A 24,263-nucleotide genomic window follows, 5' to 3' on the forward strand; every position below is an offset into this window, starting at 1 on the left:
AAGGTCCAGTGGTGCCGCCGTTTTAGCCCTTTTCCGGGTTGGTTCCCCCTCGTCCCGCCGCCGTTCATCTCAGCGTTGGCCATTTATCGTTGGCCGAAGCGTTTCCCTTTGGTGCACAAAGCGAACCCATCTCCCGCCCATCCCGACATGCCCCTCGATTCCCGCACCCTCGTCGTCGTCCTGGTCTGCATCGGGAGCCTGCTCGGCACCGCCGCCCTTCTGACCTGGCGCGCGCACCGCCACATCACGGCGCTTGCCTATTGGGCCATGGCCGCCATCACCGGCGTGATCGGAATGGCGTTCATTGCCCTCTATGGCGTTTTGCCAACCCCCATCGTGGTGCCCGTCAGCAACGCCGCCGTGCTGACGACCTACGTGCTGATCTGGTTCGGCGTTTACAGCTTCGACGGGCGGCCGATCCCGCTCCGTGCGGGCTTGACCACGCTGATCGTCCTGACGGCGGGCAACCTGTGGTTCCTGTTCGTTACTGACGACATCGCCGCGCGCATCCTCATCGGATCCGCCGGGATCGCCGGGTTTTCCATTCTCTCGGCAATCGAGCTGGCACGCCCGAGACGTTCCGAACCGCCGCGTCTGGCGAAGCGCATGACGGCGCTGGTGTTCGCCCTGCACGCGGCCTTCGTCACGGTTCGGGTCCTGATGATGCCGGGCGCCGGCCCGCTCGAGTCCGTGCTGTCGCCGAACGTCCTGCAAAGCATTGTTTTTCTTGAGGCAATCCTCGCCGTCACGGCCTGGAGCTTCGGCTTCCTCGCCATGACCAGCGAGCGGCTTCAGGCCGACCTCGACCAGCTGGCCACCTACGACCCGCTGACCGGGGCGCTCAACCGCCGGGCCTTTCTGGAACAGGCCGACCGGGAACTTGCCCGCGCGGAGCGCGCCAAGGCGCCCCTGGTCCTGCTCCTGCTCGACCTCGACCATTTCAAGCGGATCAACGACGAGTACGGCCACATGGCCGGCGACGCCCTGCTGCAGGCCTTCGCGGCGACGGTCACCGCGCGCCTGCGTCAGTCCGACCTGTTCGGCCGCTACGGCGGGGAAGAATTCTGCCTTCTGCTGCCCGACACGGACCCCGTGGGCGCCAAGGTTCTGGCGGAGGCCCTGCGCGGCGACGTCGAAAGGCGGTCGGTCGACTTCAACGGCAACCGGCTGGCCGCCAGCGTCAGCATCGGCATCGCCGAATGCCAAATGGGCGCCAGCCTGAACGCGGCCTTCGCCGACGCCGATGCGGCGCTCTACACGGCCAAGCGCAACGGCCGCAATCAGGTGGTTCTGGCGGAACCGGCGGGGGCCTGACAGCTACCCACCGGGCGACCGGCCTTACTCCGCCGCGTCCTCGCCTTCTTCCTGGGCGCGCTTCTTCTCGATGGCGCGACCGATCCAGATGGAAACCTCGTACAGCGCCAGCAGCGGAATGGCGAGGCCGACCTGGCTGATCACGTCCGGCGGGGTCAGCACGGCCGCGACGACGAAGACGAACACGATCGCGTGGCGCCGCTTGGACGCCAGCGTCGCGGTCGACAGCAGGCCGGCGCGGACCAGCAAGGTCAGCAGCACCGGCAGCTGAAAGGCGATGCCGAAGGCGAAGATCAGCTGCATGACCAGCGACAGATACTCGCCGACGCGCGCTTCGAACTCGATGGGCAGGACCGAGGCATCGCCGCCGGGGTGGAATTCGAACCCCAGGAAGAAGCGCCACGCCATCGGGAAAATGAAGTAGTACACCATCGCCCCGCCCAGGAAGAACAGGACGGGCGTGGCCGCCAGGAAGGGCAGGAACGCCTTGCGCTCGTGCTTGTACAGGCCCGGCGCCACGAACATCCAGATCTGGCTGGCTACGATGGGGAAGGACAGGAAGCAGCCGGCCCAGAAGGCGACCTTCAGGTAGGTGAAGAACGCTTCGGTCAGGCCGGTGTAGATCATCCGCCGGCCCTGCCCCGCCAGAATGTCGGCGAGCGGCTGGACCAGGAAATTGTAGATCTTGTCGGAGACGGCGTAGCAGAGCAGGAACGCCACGACGATGGCGATCACCGAATACATCAGCCGATTGCGCAGCTCGATCAGATGATCGATCAGCGGCATCTTGCTTTCTTCAAGCTCTTCGTCGATGTGGTCGGTGTCGGTCTGGCCGGTCATGTGCGTCTCGCCCGACACAGGGGTCAGGTCTGGGGGGTCAGGTCTGCTTGTTCGTCGTCTGCACCGCGACCGGCTCAGCGGCTGGAGCCGTGGCGGCCGGGATCGCGGATGCGGGCGACGGGTTGAACTCCACCGGCGGGGCCGGCGGCGCGGGGGCCGTTACCGGCGGTTCCGTGGCGGTCTGCGGCTGGGGACGGGACGGCGCGGAGGCCTCTTCCGACGGGCTGCCGGGGTAGCCGTTGGCGCCGCCGATGTCGAAGGCAGCCTTCAGGTCGCCCTTCGGGTCCACCGTGTCCTCGACCATCTTCTGAAGATTCGCGTCGCGGACCTTCAGGGCCTCCTTGCGCAGCTCGTCCAGTTCCGCCTCGCGCATCATGTCGTCGAGGTGGCCCTGGAAATCGCGCGCGACGAGGCGCGCCTTCCGCACCCATTTGCCAAGGGTGTAGATGGTCTTCGGAAGATCCTTCGGGCCGATGACCACAAGGGCCACGACCGCGATGACCATCAGTTCCGACCAGGCGATGTCGAACATGACTCTTCGGCCCTCAACAGGCGGCGTGCGGGTGCGGAACGCCGACCGGTCAGGTGCGGGCCGCCTCGTCCTTCTTCACGCCCTGGTCCGGGGTGGCCGGATGGGCCGTCGGATGGGCGGGCTGGTTCGGCAGAACCTTGGCGTCGGCGGCGGGAGCGGCAGCGTCCTCGCCCTCGTCCTTCAGGCCGGCCTTGAAGTTCTTGATGCCCTTGGCGAGGTCGCCCATCACCTTCGGCAGCTTTCCAGCGCCGAAGAGAACGAGGACGATCAGCAGAACGATGAGCCAATGCCCGATGCTAAAAGATCCCATGACACACTTTTCCTGAGCGGCTTCCCCGTCGGCGGGGCGGCACTATGGCAGAAAGGCTCCCCCACCGCAACGTTCGGCCGGGAGGAACCGTCTCAAGGTCTCAAGTGGTGCTTTCCGCTGGAAAAACGAAGGCCTGACACGGGTCCAAAGTGACCGAAACGTGGCTTTCCTCCGGGGGCAGGAACTGCCCCGGCATGCGGGAGTGCAGATGCACCGCCCCGCCCTTTCCGTCGGGCATGCCCAGATGGACGAGGCTGGACCGCCCCAGCAGCCGCGCCGCCATCACCCGCGCCAGCGTCGGCAGCGAGCCGCCGGGCGCCATCGCCGACGGCACCGGCGCCAGCTTCAGCGCCTCCGGCCTGATCAGCACATCGGCGCCCGTCCCATCGGCCAAACCGGGGGCCGGCAGCGGGCCGACCGGGGTTTCCACCGCCCCGCTCTTCACCACACCCTTCAGCGTGTTCACTTCGCCGAAGAAGGCGGCGGCGAAGGCGTTGACCGGCCGCGTGTAGAGGTCCACCGGGTTGCCCACCTGCACGACCTGTCCGGCCCGCATCAGCGCGATGCGGTCGGCTAGGAACATCGCCTCTTCCGGGTCGTGGGTGACCAGCATGGTGGCGGCACCATTCTGCTTCAGGACGTGCAGCGTCTCGTCACGGATCTGCTCGCGCAGCCGGGCGTCTAGGCCGGAGAAGGGTTCGTCCAGCAGCAGCACCGAGGGGTTGGGCGCCAGGGCGCGGGCCAGCGCCACGCGCTGCTGCTGCCCGCCCGAAAGGTGGTGCGGGAAGAATTCGGCGTAATCGGCCATGCCGACCTGCCCCAGCGTCTCCAGCGCGCGGCGGCGTTGCGCCTCGGCGGACAGGCCAGACAGGCCGAAGCGCACGTTGTCGAGGACCGACAGGTGCGGGAACAGCGCGTAATCCTGGAAGACGAGCCCGACGCCGCGCTTTTCCGGCGGCACCGCGCCGCGTTCGTCGGCGACGATCCGCCCGGCGATGCGCACGGAACCGGTCTGCACCGCCTCCAACCCCGCCGCGATGCGCAGCAGAGAGGACTTACCGCAGCCGGACGGGCCGCACAGGCAGACGATCTCACCGGCCCCGATGGTCAGGCTGACGTCGTCCACCGCCGTGACCTTGCCGTAGCGGTGGGTGACGCTGTCGAGGGCCAGAGCCTCCACCGGAATGGCGGCCGGCGCGGCGCTCGGGCCGAAGGCATCCACCGTCGGGCTGGCCGGGAACGTCACGGGAGCGGCCTGGCAGGGCGCCTCGTCCCTCCGGCTGAACAGCGCCGAGGCGCGCTCTCGCAGGGCATCGCGCAGGCGGGCGGGGCGGTCGTCGGTGACGGATGGTTGTGCCATGTCGGTCCCGGACTGAAGCGGCCTGAAATGTCAGATACCCTTACTAAACGTCCGGACGCTACGGTGCAAATGGTTCCTATTCTCGCAGCGCTGTGTTCAGGCGTCCTCGTCGGCATCCGTAGCGGCGGGCTCCTCCACCCCGCCTCCGGCAATGCCCAACAGGACGGGCCGCGAGTCGAGCAGGCCAGCGGCGCGCAGATCCTCGACGCCCGGCAGGTCGCGCAGGGATTCCAGCCCGAAATGGTCCAGGAAATGGTCGGTGGTGATCCAGGTCAGCGGCCGGCCCGGCGTCTCGCGGCGGCGTCCGGGACGGATCCAGCCGTTCTCCATCAGGATGTCCAGCGTGCCCTTGCTGGTCGCGACGCCACGGATCGCCTCGATCTCCGCGCGGGTGACCGGCTGGTGGTAGGCGATGATCGCCAGCGTCTCGATGGCCGCGCGGGACAGCTTCTTGGAGACTTCCTCCTCCTGCCGCAGCAGGGGGGCGAGGTCCACGGCGGTGCGGAACGACCAGCCCGCCCCCGTCCGCACGAGGTTCACGCCGCGCGGCGCGTAATGGGCGCGCAGTTCGTTCAGCAGGGCCGGAACGTTGGCGTCGGGGCCGAGCCGCCCGGCCAGCGTCTCCTCGTCCAGCGGGTCGGCAGAGGCGAACAGCAGCGCCTCCAGAAGCCGCAGCTTCTGGATCCTGGCCTCGACCTCGTCGGGGTTGGTGATTTCCTCGATCATGGCACGCGCTTTACCGACCCTTTTCCCATGCGGGATTGCGACAACTACCTCTGATCGTCATTCCCGCGAAAGCGGGAATCCAGGACATTCCGACGACGCTCCGCGGTGGCCTGGATTCCCGCCTTCGCGGGAATGACGGTTCAGTGCACGAAATTCAGACGATTACTCCTGCCGGGGCCTATTCCTGCCGTTGGGCGCGGCGGACGTAGATGGGGGCGAAGGCGCCGTCCTGCCGCAACTCCACCTGACCGGCCTTCGCCAGTTCCAGCGTCGCCGCGAAATGCGCCGCCAGGGCCGAGCGGGTCAGGAGAGCACCCCGCACCCCGTCCGGCAGGAAGCTGGACAGAGTCGCCCAGTCCGGCATGCGCCCCAGCATCTCCGACAGGCGCTGCACCGCATCCTCCAGCGAATAGAGCCGCACCGGCTCGATGTACAGGACGCCGTTCTCCTTGCGCTTCTTGTGCTCGCCGTACGCCTTCAGCAAGTCGTAGAGGGTCACCTGAAAGACCGACTTGCGCTGGATGTCCACGTCCTCCGGCGCGCCGCGCGCGAAGATGTCGTGCCCCAGGCGCGGACGGCCGAACAGCTTGGCGGACGCCTCCTTCATCGCCTCCAGCCGTTGCAGCTGGAAGGCCAGCGCGGCGGCCATATCCTCGCCCGAAGGCTCCTCGTCCTCGATCTGCGGGATCAGCAGGCGCGACTTCAGGTAGGCCAGCCACGCCGCCATCACCAGATAATCGGCCGCCAGTTCCAGCCGCACCTTGCGCGCCTCCGCGATGAAGGCGAGGTACTGGTCGGCAAGCTGGAGGATCGAGATCCTTGTCAGGTCCACCTTCTGCTCGCGCCCCAGCGCCAGCAGCATGTCCAGCGGCCCCTCGAACCCGTCCAGAACCAGCACCAGCTGTTCGGCGGCAATATCCGGGGTCAGGCGGTCCTCTTCGAAGTCCTCGCCCGCCATCTCACGAATTGCCGCTGAGGATCTGGATCAGGTCGATGACGTAATCGACCGGAGGCCCCAGCACCCAGGCCATGACGTTCAGGTTCATCCCCAACTCGCGCCCGATCATCGGCAGCAGGAACAGCACGCCGATCAGGATGAACATGCCGTAGCGCTCCAGCCGGGCCAGCGGGAAGGCCAGCACGTCGGGCAGGATGCCCACCGCCACCCGCCCGCCGTCCAGCGGCGGCAGCGGGATCAGGTTGAAGACCATCAGCACGACGTTGACCAGGACCGACACCTCCAGCGCGGCGCGGAACCACAGCTCGAACGGGTTGCCCTGCGGGTCGGTGAAGCCCCAGAGCATCGCCGACACCAGCGCCAGAAGGAAGTTGACCCCCGGCCCGGCCAGCGCCACCCACACCATGTCGCTGCGCGGGTGGTACAGGCGGCCGAAATTGACCGGCACCGGCTTGGCCCAGCCGAACACGAAGCCGGTCGTGAAATACATCAGCGCCGGCAGGATCACCGTGCCGAAGGGGTCGATGTGGCGGATCGGGTTCAGCGTGACGCGGCCCAGCACCCGCGCCGTGTCGTCGCCGCGCCACCAAGCGACGAAGCCGTGCGCGGCCTCGTGCATGGTGATGGCGAGGATCGCGGGGATGGCGACCGCGACAATCAGGGGGATGCGGTCGATCAAGCCTTCCACGCGCCGCTCCTTCAGGCCACCGGGTTGCCGAGCAGGTCGGCCAGCCGCGCCTCAAGCGCCGGGATGTCCACCGGCTCGGCGACGCAGCGGACAGCCTGCGCGCGCGCCCAGCGCTGGGCGGCGGCGTAGCTCATCGGCGGCACGGCCTCGGCCACGGCGTCCATCTCCTCCATGTTTCCGTTGCAGTGGAGCACGACATCCAGCCCCGCCGCCAGCACGGCCTTCGCCCTATGCCCCATGTCGCCGGCCAGTGCACCCATGGACAGGTCGTCGCTGAACAGAAGGCCGTCGAAGCCGATGGGCGCGCCGCGCACGACATCCCGCACCACGGTGGCCGACGTGCTGGCCGGCGCGTCCGGGTCGATGGCCTTCAGCACCACATGCGCGACCATGCCCAGCGGCATGTCGGCCAGATCGCGGAAGGGCGCGAAGTCGGTGGCCTCCATCTCCTCGCGCGAGGCATCGACCACCGGCAGTTCCGCGTGGCTGTCGGCGAAGGCCCGGCCATGACCGGGGATGTGCTTGACAACCGGCAAGACGCCGCCGGCCAGCAGCCCCTCGCAGGTCGCCCGCGCCAGATCGGCCACCCGCGCCGGATCGCGCGCGAAGGCGCGGTCGCCGATGATGTCGTGGGCACCCTCCACCGGCACGTCGCAAACCGGCGCGCAGTCCACCGTCACGCCCACATCGCTCAGCGTGTTGGCCAGCAGGCGGGCATTGATCCAAGCGGCCTCCCGACCGGCGCCCTCGTCGCGCTCGGCCAAGTCGCCAAACGCGCGCATCGGCGGGAAGGAGGGCCAGTGCGGCGGCCGCAGCCGGGCGACCCGCCCGCCTTCCTGATCAATCAGCACCGGCGCATCGGTTCGCCCGACGCTGTCGCGCATGTCGGCGACCAGCGCCCGCACCTGCTCCCGCGTCTCGCAATTGCGCTTGAACAGGATGAAGCCCAGCGGATCGGCGCGATGGAAGAACGCCCTCTCCGCGTCGCTCAGCACCGTGCCGGCGCAGCCGAACACGACGGCGCGCGGCCGATGGGCCTTCTTCGCTTGGACCATGGACGGATTAAGGACGGACAACCACACACCCCACGTTTTGTGCCTTCAGCGCCGCGCAGGCGGCCTTGGCCCGCGTCTCGTCCACACCGACGCCCTGGACGCGGTAGAAGATGCCCTTCTCGCCGAGGTCGGCCTTTGCGACCTGCATGGACAGCCCGCCGAGCGCATCGCCGTAACGGCTGGTCAGCCGCTTCCATTCCGACGCGGCCTCCGCCTCGCTGCGCACCGAGGCCAGCTGGATGCGCCAGCCGCTCGCCCCGGGGGATTTGGTCGGCGCGGCCGGTTGCGGAGCGGCGGCCGGGGCCGGCGCCGGCTTCGCGGCCTGCGGAGCCGGCTGCGGCGCCGCAGCGGGAGCCGCCGGCTGCTTGGGCGGAGCGGGCGGAACGGCGGCGGTCTGCACCGGCTGGACCGGAGGCGGCTTCACGGCGGGCGGCGGAGCCGCCTTGACCGCCGGAGCGGGCGCGGGGGCCGGCGTCGCCGCGACCGGCGGAGGTGCGGCCAACGGCGGCAAAGCGGCCGGTTCGGCGGGCTCCGCCTCCATCGGAATGCGCGGCACGGTGGCCGTGGCGCCCGGCGGGGGCGGCGGCACCTGGGCGACGGCCGGGGCCTGCGGCAGCGGCGGGGGCGGCGGCATCTGCGGCGTCACCACCGGACGCGGCAGTGGCTGCTCCGGCGGCGGCAGCAGGCGTTCGACGTTCGACCGGGTGCCCCGGTCGCTCAGCCGCTCATAGACCAGCTTGTCCTGGTGCGGCACCTCCATGCCGCCCGGCTGCTCCGGGCGCATCTTGGTGGGCGTGGCGTCGGCGGTCAGCAGCGGCGGCGCGCCATCGACGGTGCCGCCACCGCCCTTGCCGTAGACGACGACGATGGCGCCCGCGAAGGCGACGATCCCGACCACGGCCAGCCCGAGGCCGAGCAGCCCGCGCCGCCCCCCTCCCCTCTGCGGCGGCATGCCGTAGGGGTCGTTGGCGTAGTTGACGTCGCCTTCGTACTTCATGACCGCATTTCCTCGACCGGTTCCACGCCCATGACCGCGAGGCCGGAGGCGATGACCGTGGCAACGGCGCTGACCAGCGCCAGACGGGCGACCGTCACCTCCTCGTCGCCGTCGATCAGGAAGCGCAGCGAGGCGTCGTCGCGGCCCTTGTTCCACAGCGCGTGGAAGTCGCTGGCGAGGTCGTAGAGGTAGAAGGCCACGCGATGCGGCTCGTGCGCCTCGGCGGCCGATTCCACCAGGCGCGGCCAGGTCGCCATGCGCTTGGCCAGCGCCATCTCCTCCTCCGCGTCCAGGCGGGCGAGGTTGGCGCGCCCGGCGAGCGCCGCCGGCGACAGGTCGGCGCCCGGCATCGCGGCGGCGGCGTGGCGCAGGACCGAGCGGCAGCGGGCGTGCGCGTACTGCACGTAGAAGACCGGGTTGTCCTTCGACTGCTCGACCACCTTGGCGAAGTCGAATTCCAGCGTCTGGTCGTTGCGCCGGGTCAGCATGATGAAGCGGACGACGTCCTTGCCGACCTCCTCGATCACGTCGCGCAGCGTCACGAAGGTGCCCGCGCGCTTGGACATCTTCACCGGCTCGCCGTTCTTCATCAGGTGGACGAGCTGGCACAGCTTGACGTCCAGCGCCGCCTTGCCCTCGGTGATGGCCGTGGTCGCCGCCTGCATGCGCTTGACATAGCCGCCGTGGTCGGCACCCCAGACGTCGATCAGGTTGGCGAAGCCGCGCCGATACTTGTCGAAGTGGTAGGCAATGTCGTTCGAGAAGTAGGTGAAGGAGCCGTCCGACTTCTTCAGCGGCCGGTCCACGTCGTCGCCGAAATCGGTGGACTTGAACAGAGTCTGCGGGCGCGGCTCCCAATCATCGGGCTTCTTGCCCTTCGGCGGTTCCAGCACGCCGACATAGATCAGGCCGCGATCTTCCAGCGCCTTAAGCGCCGTATCGACGGCGCCGGCCTTCACCAGCGCGCGTTCGGAGCTGTAGACGTCCATGCGCACGCCGAGGACGCCCAGATCCTCCTTGATCCACTCCATGATCTTCGCGATCGCGAAGTCGCGGCAGGCCGGCAGCCATTCGGACTCGTCCGCGCCGACCCACTTGTTGCCGTCGCGCTCGGCCAGGGCCTGACCGACCTCCTTCAGGTACTCGCCCGGATAGAGGCCCGCCGGGATCTCGCCGATGTCCTCGCCCAGCGCCTCGCGGTAGCGCAGGAAGGTCGAGCGGCCGAGCACGTCCACCTGGGCGCCGGCGTCGTTGATGTAATACTCGCGCGTGACCTTGTGCCCGGCCTTCTCCAGCAGGGCGGCCAGCGCGTCGCCGAACACGGCGCCACGCCCATGCGCCGCGTGCAGCGGACCGGTCGGGTTGGCCGAGACGTATTCGACGTTCACCGGCTCGTCGGCGCCGAGGTCGCTCTGTCCATACGCCGTGCCGGCGTTCAGAACGTCGCGGATGCGGTCGCGCCACACGTCGGCGGACAGGCGCAGGTTCACGAAGCCCGGCCCGGCGATCTCCACGCTGGTCACGTCGGAACGCGCCTTCAGCTTCGCCACCAGCAGCTCGGCCAGCGCGCGCGGCGGCTTGCCGGCGGGCTTGGCGAGGATCATCGCCGCGTTGGTAGACAGGTCGCCGTGCGCCGCCTCACGCGGCGGCTCGACGGTCAGACGGCTGGTGTCGAGGCCTGCCGGGATCTGGCCTTCGGCGGCCAACTCGTCCAGCAGCTTGCGGATGTCGTTCTCGAACGCCTTGAAGATGTTCATCGTATTAGGTCTTGGCATCCATGTCGAAAAGGCGGCTGTACTCGGCCAGCGCGTAACGGTCGGTCATCCCGGCGATGTAGTCGGCGACGAGGCGCGCGCGCACTGACATTTCTGTGTCACCGCCGCGTGCCCTGATCTCCTCCTGCCACTGGGTGGGCAGGGTGTTGGGCTCGGCCATGAACAGATCGAACAGGGCGGTGACGACCCGCTTGCACTTGCTCATCTCCCGGTTCACCCGGTAGTGGCGGTACATGCGCTGTTTCAGGAAGGCGCGCAAGGGTCGTTGCGCCTCGAACATTCCGTCGGAGAAGCTGACCACCGGCTGCGGCAGCGCCCGGAGTTCCGCCGCGCTGCCCGGCTTGTGGTCGGCCAGACGCTTGCCGGTCTCGGTCAGCAGGTCGGTGACCATGGCGTTGATCATGCGGCGGATCGTCTCGTGGATGAGGCGCGAGCGCTCCAAATTGGGGTAGCGGTCGCAGACCTCCCGGATCACCGGGCCGACCAGCGGCAATTCGGCCACCTCGTCCACGGTGAACAGCCCGGCGCGCAATCCGTCGTCGATGTCGTGGTTGTTGTAGGCGATGTCGTCGGCCAGCGCCGCCACCTGCGCCTCGGCGCCCGGATTGGTGTGCAGTTCCAGGTCCCACTGCTCTTGGAAGGCCGCCAGCGTCGTCGGCAGCCGCTCGCCCTCCTTGAGGGGCAGCAGCGGCCCGTTGTGCTTGACCACGCCCTCCAACGCTTCCCAGGTCAGGTTCAGCCCGTCGAACTCGGCGTAGCGGCGCTCCAGCATCGTCAGGATGCGCAGCGTCTGGTCGTTGTGCGCGAAGCCGCCGTAGGGCTGCATGCAGGCGTCCAGCGCCCATTCCCCCGCATGGCCGAACGGCGTGTGGCCGAGGTCGTGGGCCAGCGCCACCGCCTCCGCCAGATCCTCGTTCAGCCCCAGCGCGCGGCTGATGGAGCGCGCGATCTGCGCGACCTCCAGGCTGTGGGTCAGGCGCGTGCGGTAATAGTCGCCCTCGTGATAGACGAAGACCTGCGTCTTGTACTTCAGCTTGCGGAAGGCGCCGGAATGCACGATGCGGTCGCGGTCGCGCTGAAAGCACGAGCGTGTCGGGCTCTCCGGCTCCCGCACCAGCCTCCCGCGCGTCTGATGCGGGTTGCAGGCGTAGGGGGCCAGCCGGTCCTGGAAGCTGTCCGCCGTCATGGCGCGGACACTACCGGCGGGGGGCGTCCGGCGCAACGGGCAAGGAAGGGTCCTACGCGGTCAAGACTTTGACGAACCGCCAAGGCGACCTTACATTCGGGGTATTGTCGTCCGTTTTGCGACTTGTAAGGACCCGCCCCATGCCCGACACCGCCATTCCCGCCGAGACGAACCCGACCGAGGCGAGCCCCACCGAGGCGAACGATGGCGCCCGCGTGCTCGCCATCTCCGACAGCGCGGCCAAGCGCGTCGCCTTCCTGATCGAGCACGAGGGCAACCCGGCCCTGATGCTGCGCCTGACCGTGTCGGGCGGCGGCTGCTCCGGCTTTCAGTACGGCTTCGGCTTCGACGACACGGTGAACGCCGACGATCACGTGTTCGAGAACGGCGGCATCAAGGTGGTCACCGACGACTGCTCGCTCGACCTGCTGGCCGGTTCCACGCTCGACTATGTCGAGGACCTGATGGGCGCCTCCTTCCAGATCAAGAACCCGAATGCGACGGCCTCCTGCGGCTGCGGCAACTCCTTCGCGGCCTGACCCTTCAAGACGAGACCGTTGTGAAAATCGCCACCTGGAACGTCAACTCGGCGAAGGCCCGCCTTCCGCTGATCACCGACTGGCTGCGCGCGGCGTCCCCGGACGTCGTGCTCTTTCAGGAAATCAAGTGCGAGACGGCCGCCTTCCCGCGGGAGGCCTTCGAAGACCTCGGCTACCACGTCACGCCGGTGGGGCAGAAGGCCTACAACGGCGTGGCCTTCCTCTCCAAGGCCCCGCACGAGGTCGTGCTCGACCGCCTCCCCGGCGAGCCGGAGGACGAGCAGGCCCGCTATGTCGAGGCCACGGTGGCGGGCGTCCGCATCGCGTCGCTCTACCTGCCCAACGGCAACCCTCTGGGCACGGAGAAGTTCGCCTACAAGCTGCGCTGGATGGACCGCCTGACCGCCCGCGCCCGCGATCTTCTCCGCCAGGAGGTGCCCTTCGTCCTCGGCGGCGACTACAACGTCATCCCGGAGGCGCGCGACGTCTTCGACCCGCGCGCCTTCGCGAACGACGCGCTGTTCCAGCCGGAAACGCGGGCGAAGTTCCGCGCGCTGATCAACCTCGGCCTGACGGAAGCCTACCGGGCGCTGCACGACGACAACCACGCCTACACCTTCTGGGACTATCAGGCGGGAAGCTGGCCGCGCGACCTGGGCCTGCGCATCGACCATTTCCTGCTGTCGCCGCAGGCCGCCGACCGGCTGGAAGCCTGCACCATCGACCGCCGTCCGCGCGGCGCGGAAAAGGCGTCGGACCACACCCCCGTGGTGCTGGAGCTTCGCGACGCCTGACGACGCGTTCGGCCCCGTCTAAACCTTTAGGACAGTGTTTCGTTAAATCCTCGTCGGTTACAGAAGAACCTAAGGATGCGGGCACGCGCTCGCGCAAACGAAACGGCAGGGGCATGGTCTGGAGGCGCGATTACGGCCGCGAGGAGGTGGAAGCCCTGATTTCCGCCATCGAGCGGCAGGCGACCGACGCGGTCGCGCTGGCCGAGCGTGCCCAGCGCGACATCGACGACGACCGCTTCGCCTCCTTCCTCGACTTCCGCAAGAAGGTGGAGGAGGTCCGCGCCCTCGTCACCCTGACCGAGGAGCGCCTGAAAGGCGTCGGCGGTTCCAAACTGACCGACCTGCGCGGCGAGTTCGAGCGCATGGATCTTCTGCTGATCAGCCTGTTCGCCAAGGCCACGCGCAGCTATTTCGCCAGCATGCGCGACGATCAGGTCCTGCCCATGGGCGCCCGCGAGCTGTTCGAGCCCGAACTGAAGATCATCGACGAGATGCGCGCCAAGCTCGACCGCCCGCAATACGCCGGCAAGACGACGCCGACGGTGGTGGAGGACCTCGACGCTTCCAGCGCGATGGTTCGAAAAATCATCGGCCGCGCCCCCAGCCTGCCCGATTTCTCCGACACTCCGAGCCCGCCGAAGCCGGTGAAGCGCCTGCGCAACCTGGGCCGTCCGATCCGAACCTGACGGAGGCGACACGCAGACTGTTGACCGCCGCGCTTCATTCCTATATCCGCGACAGCGTGCAGGATGGGTGGCCGAGTGGTTTAAGGCAGCGGTCTTGAAAACCGCCGTGGGTGCGAGCCCACCGTGGGTTCGAATCCCACCCCATCCGCCACTTTTGCGCGCTAAGCCGATGATTTCCCACGGAAATTTGCGCGCCAACCGGCCCTACCCCCACACCTCACCCCACATTTTTCGCCGGATGCCAGCGGCTGTGGGCGCCCGTTGGCGGACACCCGCCCCGCCGCGCCCGTTGGCGGCCCCGATGCGCCGCCGGGCGCGGCACCGGGCCGACACCGCGCGGTGCTGGGGCGCGTCGCAACGGCTGCCGGCACCGCGGTCGGGTTTGACGCGGACGCTGGCGGCGATCGGCCCGGCGCGGGGGGCGAACGCGACCGACTCGGGCCGCGCCGTCCGGGCGCGCGCCACCGGGCGCATTCGTTTTGGGTCTGACGACCCGGCGCGCACCGCCCCGATCGCCCCGCTCCGGACGGCGCCGTCCCCGGGCGAGCCCCCTGGCACACGCCGACCGCATCGGCCCGTTTGCCTTGCCCCCGTGCGGGCCCGGGCACCGACCACGGGGTGAGCGCGGCAACGGCACCCCCGGGGGCGGCGCCCTCAAGCCCCCGTCACCGCCGGTCGGACCGGCCAGCGTTGCCCGCGCCCGGGTCGCTCCCCGGGTCGCTCCAGGTCCAGCGGGCGGCGCGGGGCTCGGACGGCGCCCAGGCCTGGCCGTCCAGCGTCCAGCAGCGGTGCCAGTGACGCGGCGTGCGCGTCGCGTCGGGGAGCGCGTGCAAGGAGATGGGCGCGTCGCACCACGGGCAGTGCGCGCGCAAGCCGACGGCCACGCGGGACGGCGGCGGGCGGCGCAACGGGGGCAGCGCACCGCACACCGTGTGCAGCCGCGGCATGGCGCGCCGATACGCGGCCAGCGCCTCGGGCAGCTTGCCAAGATCGCGCGCCGACACGATGCCGCGCGGCGCGAACACCGCGTGCGCCGGCAGGTTGACGAGGGCCACGACCAGATCGATGTCGCGGCGGCACTTCCAGCAGACCGACGGCACGCTGGCCACCGACGGGGCGCTCGCCGCCGCCGGCGGCCCCGCGAACCGAACGCGTCCGGTCAGGAGCAACGCGGTGAAGCGTTCCAGCGCGACGCGCCCGCCCGCGCCGACGACCGCCGGGTCGGGGCGCGCGGCCGGCCCGACCTCCAGGCGGAACAGGGGAAGGTCGCGCCGGGCCGCGACGTTGGCAACGTCATACCCAACCAGCCAAGCGCCGCGGATGCCGTGCTCCCGGTAGCGCACCTGACGCGCTTCGATCGCCGCCATCGGAATCCGGGAGATCTGCGCTTCCAGCGCGACCGTCCAGCCCGGATGCCGGACCAGCACGTCGGCCACCCAGCGGCCGTCGTCCGCGCGCGCTTCGGTGGTGACCGCCAGCCCCAGCCGGTCCGCCGTCCGCGCCAGGATCGACTTGCAGACGATGTGGGCGAGGCTCTCGCGGGCGGTGCAAAGCGCGTTCGGCGTGTGGCGGAAGAACTGCCAGCCGGTGGGCGAGCGGACCGGAACGACCGCCACCCCGCAACAGGGCGCGGTGAGGCCACGCTCCCGGTAGTCAGCCTTCAAGCCGTCCCAGGCCGACGGCGGCATCGCCCAAGCGTGGAAAACAGCACCATCGGCTCCTTGAGCAAGCAGCGGCATAACGGCGGGAGGAAAGACGTCGCGGGGGCGTGATGGTCAATCACGCCGTCATGCAACAGCCGGCCACGCCGAAAAGCACGGCCCGCGAGACGTTCGCAAATTCGCCGTGGTTGTACCGAATGCCCCGTCACCCGCCATTTGGTGCCGCCATGCGCATTGTCGCCGACTGCCACGAGCCCGCCGCGATCATCAACCGGCTCCGCGCGACCAAGAGCGTGGACGGCAGCGCCGTGGAGGTGGAGGCCGGCGCGCTGGACGTCGGCGATTACCTGATCGGGCCGGGCGCCGCCGTGGAGCGTAAGGCCGGCGGCGACTTCGTGGCGTCGCTGCTGGACGGGCGCTTCGCCGCGCAGGCGGCCAAACTGCGGGCGACCTACGACACGGTCGTCTGGATCATCGAAGGCAATCCGTACGACGGCCACGTGTCGCTGGAACCCACGGTGATCACCGGGGCGATCAGCCACCTCGCCATCGTCGAAGGGGCCACGGTGCTGCGGACGCAGACGCCGCAGGAAACGGCGGACCTCCTGCTCTCCCTGGCAAAGCGCCTGCAGGACGGCCGCACCGACTTGGCCCTCCGCCCCAACAAACCGGCGGACCCGCGGCTGCTGGCCGAATACATCGTCAGCGGCCTGCCCGGCATCGGGCGCCGCAAGGCGCGCGCCCTGCTTCGGCATTTTGGTTCGGTGCGCGCCGTGTTCGCGGCCAATGCCGCGGAGATCGCCGCCATCCGCGGCTTCGGCCGCAAGTCCGCCGAGGCGATCCGCACGGCCCTCGACACGGCCTATCCGGAGGAACCGAACTGACGAAGGACCGGAAGGACAGCGCGGGGAAGGACGACCAGGGCGCCAGGCCGCCCGGATTGGGCGGCGTCGATGGCCCCAACCCGGACGACGGCGCCCTGGAAACCGCTGGGCGACGTGTCGGTCAAGGATGGCCAGCGCGACCGGCCGCCGGACATCGACCGGCCCAAGCCGGACGCCGGCGACGCGACGTTGTGAGGGTCAGGGCTGCGACGGTCAGGCGCGCCGCCGCTGCCGGCGCGACCAGCGGTACTGCGGGTCACCGGCGATCCGGTGCAGGTGCTCGCTGAGGCGGTTGCGCTCCAGCCAGCCGACGGCGGCTTCCAACTCCTCCAGCGTCATGACCGCCCGGCTCTTGCCGAGCACCCGGCGCAGCGCCGCGTTGTAGGCGTGGTAGCCGAGGCCACGGCGCGCCGCACCGATGCCGGCGTCCTCGTCCTCGACCACCTGGCCGGCGACCATCTGGCCAATGCGGTCGCGCCGCTGGCGTTCCAGCGTGGACGGCGTTGCACCGCCGGCGCGCCCGGCCGCGCCGTCCGCCACGCCAAGGTCCGGACCGGGGGCCAGCGTCTCGAACCGCACCGCGGTCGCGCTGGAGCGCAGGGGCACGATGGGCGTCCGCCCGACCCGCTCGGTCACCGCGTCGGGGAGCGCGTCGCACGCCGCCGCCGCGGCGTCAGCCGCGTCCTCCATCCCCGTTGCCACGACCGCCGGATCACCCTCGCCCCCTGCGATGCCCCCCTCCCCCACCTCGGCCGGTTCGGCCGGCAGGTCGGCACGCCCCCCCTGCTCGGTCTCGATCGCGGCGCGGAAGGCGCGGAACATCGGGTCGTCCGGGTGGTAGACCACCGCCCGCTGCCGCTCGTAGGCGCCGCCCAGCGGGTCGACGCGGGTGGCCCGCGCCACCATCTGCTCGAGCCAGCCGCGGGCGCGGATGTGCGTCAGGCAGGCGACGTGGGTGACCTCCGGACAGTCCATGCCCTCATACGCCATGCCGACGGTGACCAGCACCGCCGGGTCCGGGCGCAGGCGGAACTCCGCAATGGTGCCGTGCGGGTCCGGCGCGCCGCTGACCGCCACGCGCACGATGTCCCGCCCGCCGGCCCAGGCCTGAAGGCGCGCCGCGTAGCGCCACGCCGCCGCCTGATCGGGCGCGACGACCAGAAGCTTGCCGAGCCCCGGCGCCGACTCCGCCGGACCGAGCCCGAGGTCGCGGCGGCGCTCCGCCCGGTGCCGGCGGCAGTCGGTGAAGGCCAGGCGCAGCATGGCGTCGGCGTATTCGGTGCGGAGCGCCGTGAACAGGGCGTCGCGCGCCAGGCGGCGGGCGGCGGCGAGCGAGGCGACGTGCCGGGTCCGCGCCCCGCCAATCCACTCGGCCTCGCCGTCCACCGCGCCAAAGGTCACCGGGATGAGCGCCCGTTCAGCCAGCGCTTGGCGGCGGCTGTAGCCGACCACCGCCCAGCCCGGCGCCGCGAAATCGATCTCCCGCACCCGCCGGAAGCCGCGTGGCCGACGGTAGGGCAGCCGCAGGATCGCCCGCCCGTCGGCGCGCTGCAACGTCCCCGACATCAGCAAGCGGCAGGCGGCACTCTCCAGCAACGGCGCGACCGCCCGGCTCCAGGCGGTGTCCGCCGCCTCGGCGGTGAAGGGATCGAGGTCGGACAGTGCCGGCAGATGGTGCAGTTCGTCGACGACGATCAGGTAGCGGTGCCGCCGGACCTCGGCAAGGTGCCGGTCCGGTGCGGCGGCGATCGCCTGATAGGTCGTCACGTAGCCGTTCAGGCCGCGGCACAGGTCCGCCCCGTTGTCGGCCGCACGCACCGCAATGGCGTGTCCGATCGCGCCACGCCACGCCGGATCGGCGAAGGCCTCCTCGGCCTGCAAACGCAGGCTCTCGCGCGGCACAATCCAGCACACCCGGTCCACACGGCCGGACGCGATCAGGCGGGCGGCGGCCGCTCCTCCACCAGTGCGCATTGGTGGCGGTGGACGTCCGGCCCGGCCCTCCCGAATCACGGCCGCGCGCCCGTTCCAGTCACGCCGACAAGGGGGATCAGCGCCGCCAAGGCAATGCAGACCAGGATGGTCAAGGAGGTGCGCCGGCGCCCGTACCAGGCGGGCAAACGGCCGGCCGTCGTCGCGCGCTGATCCACCGCCCAGACCAGGACGAAACCGGCGAGCAGAACCGGCAGGGTCAGCCCGTGGGGAAGCAGCACCGCTCCCCAGCCGAGCAAGGACGGCACAACGCCCCAGCACAGCCAAGCCGCCGGGTGCGGCTCCGTGTCCGGGGCGGCGAGGAGGCGCCCCCAGTGGATGGCGCCGATGAAGGACAGGATGATCGCCGCGTAGGCCATCACCGCCTGAACGGCGGCCAGCCGGAGCGCGCCGCCGGTCGCCCAAGGCCGCCGACGTCACCGGAAACACCGCCGCCGCGTAGCTCGGCGGACGCTTACCGCTGATTTGTCAAACCCGCTTTGTAAGTCATTGATTCGTATAGCCCGCGTTTCGAGCAGTAAGTTTGACGCGCGCTATATGGATCAATAGTTTATCGAAGATTTTTAATCATGTGGTCGTGGGTTCGAGTCCCACCCGGATCACCACTCTTTCAATGGCTTAGGGCCGCCTCTGAGGCGGCCCTAGTCACATCTGCAACCACCCCGCAACCATTCGAGCAGTCGGCGCTCACTGTATCGGCTGCCCACGTGCCAGCGCCTTCACCACGGTTTTGGGTAAGCTCGTACAGCCACCGGATGAGAGGCCAGCGGCGGGGCCAACTCGCTGTTCGCGACGGCGATCTACGGACCCGGAACGGTGCGATCAGCCGCTCAATGCTGCTTCTACCTACGCGTTGTTGCTGCCCGGCTTGAGCTGGGACAGGAGCCCGGCGCGACTGGCTCTCCATTGTTTGAAAGCCGCCTCAAACAGCGGCAATTAAAGCGTACAAAATTTGAGTAAAGACGGCACATCGCAAAAGTCAAAAGAAAATAAGTACGCGTTACATTTCAAACCGAGCCATAATAGAGATGACAAAGCGGCGCGGTTATCAACATAGCATGAACATGCTTGGAACATATTGCGCATCAAACCATAATGGGTATTAGGCAATTATACGCATGCGCCATAGCCTGTCGGCGGATGTAGGGGCAAATATTTACGATATCAATGAGGAAGCGGTCAAATCAAGGGTTGGCATAATCAGATCCGCTACCCCATTCAATTTTGCGCAAAGGAGGAGGCCATGGCCGCTCAGGCGCAATTTGCATCCGAAATTCGCCGCTTGGCCGAGGAGGATCCCGGCCGGGCGCTCGACGACTATCTCGTCAAGTCCGGGATGGCCAAGACACCGGCCAGATGGAATACCATCAAGACGAGTTTGCGGCGGTCGCTCGCCGAAGGCGGGAGCCTCAACGACCTCGTCAAGGATGGGAAGATCTGCGCGACGCCGCAGGAGAAGCTGCGAGCCACCCCGTACAGTTGGGCGGCGCAGGCGAAGGAGCGCTCGGCCGAATACGAGCGCGACCTGCAAACCCAGGGATCGCGCAACATGCTGACTGTGGCTGAGCGGGTCAACGGGGGCGTGTCGCAGGAGACGCGCCGGTACCTGGGCGAGTTGGCCGATTTGACAAAGCGCTCGGTCACCGAGAGGAAGTGGGAAGCGGCATCCGAACTGATCGACGCCATCGTGGAGCGCGAGGCCATCGCCATCGTCGAGATCAAACATAAGGAGGAGCTCGCTAAGAAGGATCGGCAGATGTACGACGACCTAAGGCGGGCCTACGACGATCTCTCGGACATCGCCCACGTCCTCGCTGCCACAGTTGGCAGGCAGGACGGCGAACTGACGGACGGTGGCGAGCGCGAGCAGGTTCCGGTCCGGCGCAATCCGGCGAAGTAAAGGAGGCGGAACATGCCAGACTCCAGTGCCGCGGAAGCGCGAACACCTTCCGACGAGAAGCTCAATCATGTTTTCCAGCTGGTCCTGGGCGGCTGTACGGCCCACGAGAGGAATGCTGCCGTTGATGCTCTGATCCGGTTGATCGATGCGAGGGGGCTCGAGCGGAAGGACGTTCAGCTGGTCGACATGACCAAGGACACCTTCGGCATAATGCGGGACAGGATAAACGACCTCCAGCACACCGTGGACAAGCTCAGGAGGGACAAGCTCGACTACCTGCGGGGGCGTCCCAAGCCGCAACGCAAGCAAAGGCGTGCGCGCCGCTCCGTCGTCCTCAGCGTCGAGGACATGGAGTGTATCCTGAACGCGATCTGCCCGGACACGCGCAAGAGGGCAGCGGCCGTCGCCGCAGTGCTAAGCGTATCCCCCAACACGGCGCGACGCCAAATCCGGAACCGTCTGTTCTCCAAGGCCCAGATCGACAAGCTTGATCGTGCGGCGCAATCGGCGCGTAACGAGGCACCTCCTGAGCAATCCGAGTGGGGATGGGGGGAGCACTCCGGCGACATGGGGGCGACCGCATACGGCCAAGTCGCCTAAGTGTGTCGCACACAAGGAGGCCACAACCGTGCGCCGACCAAGTTTCAACGAGTTGGGCGAGGAGGTTATCCGCGCGTTGAAGGCCATTGCTTCGGTGGAGAAGCCCTTGCACAGCAGCCTACGACGTCTCGCCGAAGAGCACCGGCGCGATCAGACCGTACTCGCGGCGATGTGGACCATTTTCGACACCCCGGTGTTTGAGGGGTTCGCCGCGTGGCGCCAGGAGGCGAGAAGCGGGGAGTCCGGCGGGCCGGAATCCGAGAGCTGGGTCTACGTGATGACGGACGGGAGTACGCCCCACAAGGTGGGATACTCCGCCGGACCTGAATTCCGCAAGTACGGCGTTCGTTCCGAAACGGGCCGAGTGATGCGCGTTGTCTTCGCCTTGCCGTGCAGCCGGAGGGCCGCCGAAGTGGAATCCCTCGCGTTGAACATCCTCGGCCCCTTCCGCCAGGGGCGAAGCGAGTACGTGCATGCCCCCTTGGTCGTTTGTGTCGCGGCTGTCGAGTTCGCCCATGCGCAGGTCTTCGAGCCGCCCCGGCTGGGCGAGATCTCCGACGAGCGCTCGGCTTCCTGATGCAATTGGACGGGGCGTCCCCGCTGGCCAAAAGGTGCATCCGCCCGCCGCTCAGCCGGGCTTCCGTCAACCCTAACCTGAGGAGATCGGCCATGCTGGTTGCCTTCTTCCTGCGACCCGCGACCTGCTGGTGCGGGGACGTGTGCGTGAAAAACAGACGACCGATCCTGGCGCTTTGTCGGGCGCTCGTAGCCCGCGGCTACGAAGAGCAGCCTATGGTCGTCAGGGATGCCCAGACTGAACGCGAGATCGTCAGCATCGGGTCAATCCACTATGCGGCCACCCGAACGGTCAAGGAAGCCAGCCGTCCATGCTTCCGGAAGTACGTCCCGTTCCCGAGGGGGGCGGCGTTCTGCAAGCCCGTCGTCGAGGCCGAAACGGCGGCCATGGGCGACGATCACGCGGACGGCCGTTTCGAGGAGCCAGCAGCGAAGGCGCGCGCGACAGTGTTCGCCGGGAGCTTGCTGCTCGCACACGTCCGGAGTTCCCATATCCTGAGGAGGAAGCGCGGCACCCAGAGGCCCAATCTGGCACTCTCCCGATTGCCGATTCACGCCGCACGAGTTCGGTCGGCGCCCGCCTTGCCGTAGTAGGCCGGTCGCTCAACGGTCCTAAGGAGTGGTGCAGCTGGACCTGGCGTACTCGGCGCAAGGGGCAGTGACGCCCGAGCCGTTGGCGTTTTGCGTGGAGTTCTCAGCCTGTGTTGTCACCAGCGCACTCCTGTCCGGAATGAACTGGACCCCCCTCCTCGACCGTTACCAATTTCTCTGCCTTCGAGGTGACCGAGGGGGGCCGGTTCATGCGCCCTTGAACCCCGCATAGCACATAGCTTTCGGGTCTGAACCGGAAGCGGACCCCCTCTAGCCCGGATCATTCACCAGAGCTGAACCTGGGGCGGCGGGCGTGAGCGTAAGTCGCTGACTTCGTGTATGATTCTGGTGCTGAAGCCGTCTCACCACGGATCAACGGAGTTCACGCCCGCCATGGCCGAGAGTACCGGGGTTCTGCCCGGCTTGTCACCGGTTGCCGGCAAGCCGGTTCACGTTGCCTTCGACGGCGGCCGTCTCACCTCCGACGCCGGCGTTCTGCTGCTGGCGGAGATCGACCGGCGGCTTGGCATCAGCGAGCGTCTGGCGCGCTGCATCGAGGACCCGCGCGCTCCCGAGCGCATCCAGCATACGCTGGCGGAGATGATCCGCTTTCGCGCCCTTCTGATTGCTGCCGGGTACGCCGATGGCAATGACTGCGATGCCCTGCGCAGCGATCCCGCCTTCAAGCTGGCGGTCGGCCGCCTCCCCGAAAGCGGCCCCGACCTGTGCTCGCAAGCCCACGATCAGCCGGCTGGAAAACCTGCCGGGCCCCCTGGCGCTCAAGCGCATGATGGCCGCGTAATTGCGCAGGAGGTTGGTCAGGCGAAGATCGGCTGACCGGCGAGGGCGCGTGAGATGGCCTGATGGGCGGACAGGCCATTGAGGCGCCCGGTGCCGATCACTGAACGGGTTTGGGCGTGGACGTCAGCGCCCCAGATCGAGCGGAAGCCGTTGGTCACCTTACGGAAGATGACGCTGGGCCGCAGCGCGCGTTCCGAGGCGTTGTTGGTCGGCGGCACGTCGCGATCGGTGAGGAAGGTGAAGAACTGAGAGCGCCACCGCTTGGTCTGCCGCTGCAGCTCGGCCCCAGCCTCGGTGATGGTTGGCATGGCCAGCAGGCGATCGAGACGCCGGTCGGCCTTCGCCTGATACTGAGCCAGCGTGCTGTCCTTCAGGGTCGGCCGTCGTCGCCCGACGGCGATGGCCCAGCACAGTAAACGACGCAAGGCCGGCGCGAAGCACGGCTCGCCGGCATCGATGGCGTACTGGACGTCCCGGAGCACGTGAGCCAGGCAGACCTGGTGGGTCTCGGCATGGCCCTGCTGCGCGCCCCAGCGATCGGACACCCAGCAGCGCGGCCGGTGTTCGCCCAGCACCTCGGTGATGACGTCGCGGCCGCGTGAGGGGTGGATGCGGTGCAGGACGGCCTTATCACTGACCAGCACCCATTCCCAGGCCATGCGCGTGCCCTGATCCGCTGTCGTCAGCCGCGCCCCGGTCTCGTCGCAACCGATGACGTCCGCCCTGCGCAGCCGCTCCATGATCGCCGTCTCGGCCCGCTGCAGCCGGCGGTTGGCCCGGCGCAGCGCGTTGGCGAAGGCGCCCTCGCTGATGCGCAGAGCGAACAGCTCGGCCATCAGCCGGGAGAGCCGCTCATAGCTGACGGCGTGGTGATGGTGCAGGTAGGCCAGCAGGGCCAGGACCGACGGACCGAAGGGCGAGCCCGGCGGCATCGTGTCGGGCGGCACGCCGCGCACCCGCCGTCGGCAGCTGGGACAGCGCCGGCCGAACAGGCGCACCCGCGTGACCACCGGCCGGATCGGCGGCAGGGCGATGTGGTCGTAGGCGTGGCGTACCGTCTGGTCCTCCGGCATCACGGCCGTGCCGCAGTGAGCGCAAGCCTGCGCGTGGCAGTCCACGACCCGGTCGGGCTCGGCGGCAAGCTCGCGCGTCACTCCCGGCCCTTTGCGCTTGCGTCGTGGTTTCTTCGGCCGCGGCGGGCGGTTCGCTTTCTGGCCGCGCGACGGCGGCAGGCTGGAATTGTCCGGCGTCTTGGCTGGCTGGTTCAGCTGCGCTTCGAGTGCCGCGATCCGATCCAGCAGCGCCAGGATCAGCGCGTCCTTCTCCTCCGGGCTCAGGCGGGACAGATCGGGGCGAGTCATGGATAGGTTGACTCATATCCTGGCCTCTCGAACAACGTCCCGTTAGAGCCCGTTTGAGAATAGCTCTGGGCGCGGTCAGGTTGTGAGGCGTCGGAGCATGATGGAGCCCATGGCGACGTAGATCATGCCTTCGGAGA

At 68.7% G+C, this 24,263-nt stretch carries 25 protein-coding genes, 1 tRNA gene and 1 pseudogene; 12 read left to right on the top strand and 15 right to left on the bottom strand.

The window, feature by feature from the left end; genetic code table 11:
- The first annotated feature begins 147 nt into the window (after window positions 1-147).
- Complete coding sequence (locus tag J2852_RS26645) at window positions 148-1,314, top strand: GGDEF domain-containing protein (RefSeq protein ID WP_209881545.1); 1,167 nt, start codon at window positions 148-150, stop codon at window positions 1,312-1,314.
- A 24-nt stretch (window positions 1,315-1,338) separates the two neighbouring features.
- Here J2852_RS26645 and tatC read toward each other — a convergent pair whose 3' ends face one another.
- The 11 genes from tatC to J2852_RS26700 all read right to left on the bottom strand — a co-directional run bounded on the left by tatC (window position 1,339) and on the right by J2852_RS26700 (window position 11,741).
- Window positions 1,339-2,154 carry a twin-arginine translocase subunit TatC gene (gene tatC / locus J2852_RS26650; RefSeq protein WP_209881547.1) on the bottom strand — a complete coding sequence of 272 codons (816 nt, stop codon included), beginning with the start codon at window positions 2,152-2,154 and terminating at the stop codon, window positions 1,339-1,341.
- Window positions 2,155-2,191: 37 nt separating this feature from the next.
- Window positions 2,192-2,686: a Sec-independent protein translocase protein TatB gene (tatB, locus tag J2852_RS26655; RefSeq protein ID WP_209881549.1), complete on the bottom strand. Its 495-nt coding sequence runs from the start codon at window positions 2,684-2,686 to the stop codon at window positions 2,192-2,194.
- A 49-nt stretch (window positions 2,687-2,735) separates the two neighbouring features.
- Window positions 2,736-2,996 (bottom strand): twin-arginine translocase TatA/TatE family subunit, encoded by a 261-nt coding sequence (locus J2852_RS26660; RefSeq protein ID WP_209881550.1) that lies wholly within the window; start codon window positions 2,994-2,996, stop codon window positions 2,736-2,738.
- Window positions 2,997-3,096: 100 nt separating this feature from the next.
- Window positions 3,097-4,356, bottom strand: coding sequence for an ABC transporter ATP-binding protein (locus J2852_RS26665; protein ID WP_211112349.1), 1,260 nt, complete (start codon window positions 4,354-4,356; stop codon window positions 3,097-3,099).
- 96 nt (window positions 4,357-4,452) lie between these two features.
- Window positions 4,453-5,082, bottom strand: coding sequence for an SMC-Scp complex subunit ScpB (gene scpB / locus J2852_RS26670; protein ID WP_209881552.1), 630 nt, complete (start codon window positions 5,080-5,082; stop codon window positions 4,453-4,455).
- A gap of 178 nt (window positions 5,083-5,260) precedes the next feature.
- Window positions 5,261-6,040 (bottom strand): segregation and condensation protein A, encoded by a 780-nt coding sequence (locus J2852_RS26675; RefSeq protein WP_209881554.1) that lies wholly within the window; start codon window positions 6,038-6,040, stop codon window positions 5,261-5,263.
- A gap of 1 nt (window position 6,041) precedes the next feature.
- On the bottom strand, window positions 6,042-6,659 hold the full coding sequence (locus tag J2852_RS26680) for a site-2 protease family protein (RefSeq protein WP_209881597.1): 618 nt from the start codon (window positions 6,657-6,659) through the stop codon (window positions 6,042-6,044).
- Window positions 6,660-6,739: 80 nt separating this feature from the next.
- Window positions 6,740-7,783, bottom strand: coding sequence for a beta-N-acetylhexosaminidase (gene nagZ / locus J2852_RS26685; RefSeq protein ID WP_209881556.1), 1,044 nt, complete (start codon window positions 7,781-7,783; stop codon window positions 6,740-6,742).
- Between the two features lie 7 nt (window positions 7,784-7,790).
- The gene (locus J2852_RS26690) at window positions 7,791-8,780 is read right to left on the bottom strand and encodes an SPOR domain-containing protein (protein ID WP_209881558.1); all 990 of its coding nucleotides are present in this window, start codon (window positions 8,778-8,780) and stop codon (window positions 7,791-7,793) included.
- Window positions 8,777-10,537, bottom strand: a complete 1,761-nt coding sequence (gene argS, locus J2852_RS26695; protein WP_209881560.1) for an arginine--tRNA ligase — start codon at window positions 10,535-10,537, stop codon at window positions 8,777-8,779. Before argS ends, J2852_RS26690 begins: the two co-directional genes overlap by 4 nt.
- Before the next feature lie 4 nt (window positions 10,538-10,541).
- The gene (locus J2852_RS26700) at window positions 10,542-11,741 is read right to left on the bottom strand and encodes a deoxyguanosinetriphosphate triphosphohydrolase (protein ID WP_209881562.1); all 1,200 of its coding nucleotides are present in this window, start codon (window positions 11,739-11,741) and stop codon (window positions 10,542-10,544) included.
- Window positions 11,742-11,881: 140 nt separating this feature from the next.
- On the opposite strand from J2852_RS26700, the gene erpA reads away from it, so the two are divergent.
- From erpA to J2852_RS26720, 4 genes are all read left to right on the top strand, one after another.
- Window positions 11,882-12,280 (top strand): iron-sulfur cluster insertion protein ErpA, encoded by a 399-nt coding sequence (gene erpA, locus J2852_RS26705; protein WP_209881563.1) that lies wholly within the window; start codon window positions 11,882-11,884, stop codon window positions 12,278-12,280.
- A 20-nt stretch (window positions 12,281-12,300) separates the two neighbouring features.
- Entirely contained in the window at window positions 12,301-13,074 is a 774-nt protein-coding gene (xth, locus tag J2852_RS26710) for an exodeoxyribonuclease III (RefSeq protein WP_209881565.1), read from the top strand.
- 113 nt (window positions 13,075-13,187) lie between these two features.
- A complete protein-coding gene (locus tag J2852_RS26715; protein ID WP_209881567.1) occupies window positions 13,188-13,760 on the top strand; it encodes a hypothetical protein in 573 nt (190 codons plus the stop codon).
- 61 nt (window positions 13,761-13,821) lie between these two features.
- Window positions 13,822-13,911, top strand: a tRNA-Ser gene (locus J2852_RS26720).
- Between the two features lie 514 nt (window positions 13,912-14,425).
- On the opposite strand, the gene J2852_RS26725 is transcribed toward J2852_RS26720, so the two are convergent.
- Window positions 14,426-15,424: a competence protein CoiA family protein gene (locus J2852_RS26725; RefSeq protein WP_209881569.1), complete on the bottom strand. Its 999-nt coding sequence runs from the start codon at window positions 15,422-15,424 to the stop codon at window positions 14,426-14,428.
- 224 nt (window positions 15,425-15,648) lie between these two features.
- Here J2852_RS26725 and J2852_RS26730 point away from each other — a divergent pair, with 224 nt between their 5' ends.
- Entirely contained in the window at window positions 15,649-16,305 is a 657-nt protein-coding gene (locus tag J2852_RS26730; protein ID WP_209881571.1) for an ERCC4 domain-containing protein, read from the top strand.
- 69 nt (window positions 16,306-16,374) lie between these two features.
- Entirely contained in the window at window positions 16,375-16,500 is a 126-nt protein-coding gene (locus J2852_RS32145; RefSeq protein WP_281418484.1) for a hypothetical protein, read from the top strand.
- A gap of 18 nt (window positions 16,501-16,518) precedes the next feature.
- On the opposite strand, the gene J2852_RS26735 is transcribed toward J2852_RS32145, so the two are convergent.
- Together J2852_RS26735 and J2852_RS26740 are read right to left on the bottom strand one after the other, a co-directional pair.
- Window positions 16,519-18,279: a DEAD/DEAH box helicase gene (locus J2852_RS26735; RefSeq protein WP_209881573.1), complete on the bottom strand. Its 1,761-nt coding sequence runs from the start codon at window positions 18,277-18,279 to the stop codon at window positions 16,519-16,521.
- A 35-nt stretch (window positions 18,280-18,314) separates the two neighbouring features.
- The gene (locus J2852_RS26740) at window positions 18,315-18,677 is read right to left on the bottom strand and encodes a DUF3429 domain-containing protein (protein WP_343206827.1); all 363 of its coding nucleotides are present in this window, start codon (window positions 18,675-18,677) and stop codon (window positions 18,315-18,317) included.
- An 863-nt stretch (window positions 18,678-19,540) separates the two neighbouring features.
- Here J2852_RS26740 and J2852_RS26745 point away from each other — a divergent pair.
- From J2852_RS26745 to J2852_RS26765, 5 genes and pseudogenes are all read left to right on the top strand, one after another.
- Window positions 19,541-20,197, top strand: a complete 657-nt coding sequence (locus tag J2852_RS26745) for a hypothetical protein (protein WP_209881576.1) — start codon at window positions 19,541-19,543, stop codon at window positions 20,195-20,197.
- Window positions 20,198-20,209: 12 nt separating this feature from the next.
- Window positions 20,210-20,797: a hypothetical protein gene (locus J2852_RS26750; protein ID WP_209881578.1), complete on the top strand. Its 588-nt coding sequence runs from the start codon at window positions 20,210-20,212 to the stop codon at window positions 20,795-20,797.
- 28 nt (window positions 20,798-20,825) lie between these two features.
- Complete coding sequence (locus tag J2852_RS26755) at window positions 20,826-21,374, top strand: hypothetical protein (RefSeq protein ID WP_209881580.1); 549 nt, start codon at window positions 20,826-20,828, stop codon at window positions 21,372-21,374.
- Window positions 21,375-21,466: 92 nt separating this feature from the next.
- Window positions 21,467-21,964: a hypothetical protein gene (locus J2852_RS26760; RefSeq protein WP_209881582.1), complete on the top strand. Its 498-nt coding sequence runs from the start codon at window positions 21,467-21,469 to the stop codon at window positions 21,962-21,964.
- A 393-nt stretch (window positions 21,965-22,357) separates the two neighbouring features.
- Window positions 22,358-22,754 (top strand): annotated as a pseudogene (locus tag J2852_RS26765) (transposase); the annotation flags it as partial.
- A gap of 28 nt (window positions 22,755-22,782) precedes the next feature.
- Here the strand turns inward: J2852_RS26765 and tnpC are convergent.
- Window positions 22,783-24,126, bottom strand: coding sequence for an IS66 family transposase (gene tnpC / locus J2852_RS26770; RefSeq protein WP_209881586.1), 1,344 nt, complete (start codon window positions 24,124-24,126; stop codon window positions 22,783-22,785).
- Between the last annotated feature and the right edge of the window lie 137 nt (window positions 24,127-24,263).

Origin of the sequence: Azospirillum soli, from assembly GCF_017876165.1 — a bacterium.
Lineage (GTDB): Bacteria > Pseudomonadota > Alphaproteobacteria > Azospirillales > Azospirillaceae > Azospirillum > Azospirillum soli.

Bases quoted from the DNA above. Each gene is read 5' to 3' on its own strand.
- J2852_RS26645 (WP_209881545.1), top strand. From the start codon at position 148: ATGCCCCTCGATTCCCGCACCCTCGTCGTCGTCCTGGTCTGCATCGGG.
- tatC (WP_209881547.1), bottom strand. From the start codon at position 2,154: ATGACCGGCCAGACCGACACCGACCACATCGACGAAGAGCTTGAAGAA.
- tatB (WP_209881549.1), bottom strand. From the start codon at position 2,686: ATGTTCGACATCGCCTGGTCGGAACTGATGGTCATCGCGGTCGTGGCC.
- J2852_RS26660 (WP_209881550.1), bottom strand. From the start codon at position 2,996: ATGGGATCTTTTAGCATCGGGCATTGGCTCATCGTTCTGCTGATCGTC.
- J2852_RS26665 (WP_211112349.1), bottom strand. From the start codon at position 4,356: ATGGCACAACCATCCGTCACCGACGACCGCCCCGCCCGCCTGCGCGAT.
- scpB (WP_209881552.1), bottom strand. From the start codon at position 5,082: ATGATCGAGGAAATCACCAACCCCGACGAGGTCGAGGCCAGGATCCAG.
- J2852_RS26675 (WP_209881554.1), bottom strand. From the start codon at position 6,040: ATGGCGGGCGAGGACTTCGAAGAGGACCGCCTGACCCCGGATATTGCC.
- J2852_RS26680 (WP_209881597.1), bottom strand. From the start codon at position 6,659: ATGCACGAGGCCGCGCACGGCTTCGTCGCTTGGTGGCGCGGCGACGAC.
- nagZ (WP_209881556.1), bottom strand. From the start codon at position 7,783: ATGGTCCAAGCGAAGAAGGCCCATCGGCCGCGCGCCGTCGTGTTCGGC.
- J2852_RS26690 (WP_209881558.1), bottom strand. From the start codon at position 8,780: ATGAAGTACGAAGGCGACGTCAACTACGCCAACGACCCCTACGGCATG.
- argS (WP_209881560.1), bottom strand. From the start codon at position 10,537: ATGAACATCTTCAAGGCGTTCGAGAACGACATCCGCAAGCTGCTGGAC.
- J2852_RS26700 (WP_209881562.1), bottom strand. From the start codon at position 11,741: ATGACGGCGGACAGCTTCCAGGACCGGCTGGCCCCCTACGCCTGCAAC.
- erpA (WP_209881563.1), top strand. From the start codon at position 11,882: ATGCCCGACACCGCCATTCCCGCCGAGACGAACCCGACCGAGGCGAGC.
- J2852_RS26715 (WP_209881567.1), top strand. From the start codon at position 13,188: ATGGTCTGGAGGCGCGATTACGGCCGCGAGGAGGTGGAAGCCCTGATT.
- J2852_RS26730 (WP_209881571.1), top strand. From the start codon at position 15,649: ATGCGCATTGTCGCCGACTGCCACGAGCCCGCCGCGATCATCAACCGG.
- J2852_RS32145 (WP_281418484.1), top strand. From the start codon at position 16,375: ATGGCCCCAACCCGGACGACGGCGCCCTGGAAACCGCTGGGCGACGTG.
- J2852_RS26735 (WP_209881573.1), bottom strand. From the start codon at position 18,279: ATGCGCACTGGTGGAGGAGCGGCCGCCGCCCGCCTGATCGCGTCCGGC.
- J2852_RS26745 (WP_209881576.1), top strand. From the start codon at position 19,541: ATGGCCGCTCAGGCGCAATTTGCATCCGAAATTCGCCGCTTGGCCGAG.
- J2852_RS26750 (WP_209881578.1), top strand. From the start codon at position 20,210: ATGCCAGACTCCAGTGCCGCGGAAGCGCGAACACCTTCCGACGAGAAG.
- J2852_RS26760 (WP_209881582.1), top strand. From the start codon at position 21,467: ATGCTGGTTGCCTTCTTCCTGCGACCCGCGACCTGCTGGTGCGGGGAC.
- tnpC (WP_209881586.1), bottom strand. From the start codon at position 24,126: ATGACTCGCCCCGATCTGTCCCGCCTGAGCCCGGAGGAGAAGGACGCG.